The organism is Acidimicrobiales bacterium (assembly GCA_036273495.1).
In the GTDB taxonomy this organism is placed as follows: domain Bacteria; phylum Actinomycetota; class Acidimicrobiia; order Acidimicrobiales; family JAJPHE01; genus DASSEU01.
Genome location: DASUHN010000064.1, coordinates 1 through 2,101, shown reverse-complemented (window position 1 = coordinate 2,101; position 2,101 = coordinate 1). Strand labels below are relative to the sequence as shown.

Below are 2,101 nucleotides of genomic sequence, written 5' to 3'. Positions count from 1 at the left end.
TCTCCCCGGTGGCCGCATCCAGGCCGGCGTTGCGGGCCACCGACAGGCCGGCGTGCGGAACGCAGACCAGGCGGGCCCGCGGGTATCTGCGGGCTATCTCCGCCGTGTCGTCGGTCGAGCCGTCGTCGACCACGATGATCTCCAGCTCGGGATAGTCGAGGGCACAGGTGTGAGTCAGGCACTCGTCGAGGGTCTCCGACGCGGTGTAGGCGCAGACCACGACGCTGATCGAAGGCCAGCGTTCCCGCAGGTCGCGCACCTCGCGCCCGTTCCACTCCGTCGCCACCCGCAGGGCCGGGCGGGGGGAGCGGTCGGCGCGGGTGAGCCCGAAGTGCCAGCCCTCGACGGCATGGCCTCCGACCCACCAGTCGTCGGTCCAGCTGAACAGCGATGTGCCCGCCACCCCCGCCTCGGCCGCCACCTGCAGCTGCCAGTCGATCGACGCGGCCTGCTCCTGCTCCCCGCCGCTGCGGTCGGGCACGTGCAACCCGATCTCCCCGAGCACGAGGGGCCGATCACCGGCCAGGTGCTGGAGGCGGGTCAGGTAGCGGCGCAGGGCCTGGCGCTGCTCGAGGAAGACGTTGAAGGTGACGAAGTCCAGCGAGTGGAGCTCCAGGTACTCCGCCGTCGGGTAGTTGGCGTAGGTGACGAGAGTGCCGGGGTCCTCGTCGTGCACGGTCTCCGCCAGCCCATTGATCAGTCCGGCCACCCGCCGGGAGCCCTCCCATCGCACCACGTCGGCCGGCACCTCGTTCCCGAGGGAGATCCCGAGCACCACCTCGTTGCCGGCCAGACGCCGGGCCACCTGGCGCACCTCGGCGCGGGCCGCCCGGGCCAGGCGCTCCCGCTCCCTGCGCCCGGCCCCGACCAGGTAGCGCCAGTCGGGGTAGAAGGCGCCGACGAGCAGCCGCAGCCCCCAATCGGCGGCCAGGTCGACAACGTCGGCGGGCGGGGCTGTGTAGGTGCGGACGACCGTGAAGCCGGCCTCGCGCATGGCCGAGAAGTCCTTCTTGACCTGTTCGCGCTCCGGGAACTGGGCGTCGTCCTCCCGGGGGGCGAAGGTGCCGTAGGAGACCCCCCGGAACGCGAAGCGTTCCTGCCCCACGGCAAACTGCTTCCCGTCCACCCGTATCCGCGACATCCGCCTCTGCCCTACTCCCTCTCTCGCCGGGACGGCGCCGACCCGCCCGTGTAAGTAAGACGACCACGCCTCGTGGTCGTCATCCACGCGAGATCAAATTGTCGCCAAACTTCTCCGAGACCCTCGGAGCCGCCGTTTATGGCCTGTTTCGCCGGTTTGAATCGGCTGGAAGGCCGCCCACATGAGGGTTGCCGGTCATCACCTTCTGCGCGAATCTCACCCTCCGTCCTCGGGCGGGCCGGCCCGGGGCACTACCGGACGATCTCCATCCGGAGGCCCTGGGCGTCCCAGACCGGCTCCTCGGGCAGCCGCCTGACGGCGTGGGCGGCGATGCGCCGAGCGGTCCACAGGCAGGCGGCGGCATCGAGGCGGTGGGCCACTCCGGCCCCCCGTACGCGGGCGTCGACGATGCGCTGCATCCCCGAGATCCGCCCTACGACCAGGTCGGTGCGCTCCTTGATCCCGACCTGCGACTGCTTCGGGTACAGGAGGGGAGCGTCCTCGTTGAGCTGGTGGAAGCTCAGCTCCGGGTTGACCTCGAAGACCGTGCGTTGCCAGTAAGGGGCTATCACCTCTTCGATCTCGGCCAACCGGGCCAGGCGCGCCCACGCCACCGCGCTGAGGCGCCCCCCGTTGGCGGCGCGGGCCTTCGTGTAGCTCCGGGCGGCCAGGGCGGCCCGGGCCGGCGGGGAGATGATCGCCCCGCTCCGGGGCCATCCCAGGAGCGCCCGCGCCTCCCGGTCGCACTGCCGACCCCCCGCCGCTGGGATGTCGGGCAGGCCGACCGCCGCGCCCAGGGCGATGATCTCGAAAGCGGGCTTGGTGTCGAGCACCTCGACGAACGTGCGCAGGACCACCGGCTCCTCGGGTGACATCGTCGTGCCCTGGAGCTTGGCCCCGGCCACCAGCCACCCTCCCGGGCACGGGACCACGCCGGCCAGGGGCCGGTAGGGGAGGGTC

The 2,101-nt window shown here is 71.8% G+C and carries 2 protein-coding genes; both read right to left on the bottom strand.

The genetic code is table 11. From position 1 onward, the window contains the following. A partial coding sequence (locus VFW24_02495; protein HEX5265616.1) for a glycosyltransferase occupies positions 1 to 1,141 on the bottom strand: 1,141 nt, incomplete at its 3' end. A gap of 251 nt (positions 1,142 to 1,392) precedes the next feature. Beyond that, positions 1,393 to 2,101 (bottom strand): DUF429 domain-containing protein (locus tag VFW24_02490; protein ID HEX5265615.1); only part of this gene is annotated, 709 nt, incomplete at its 5' end.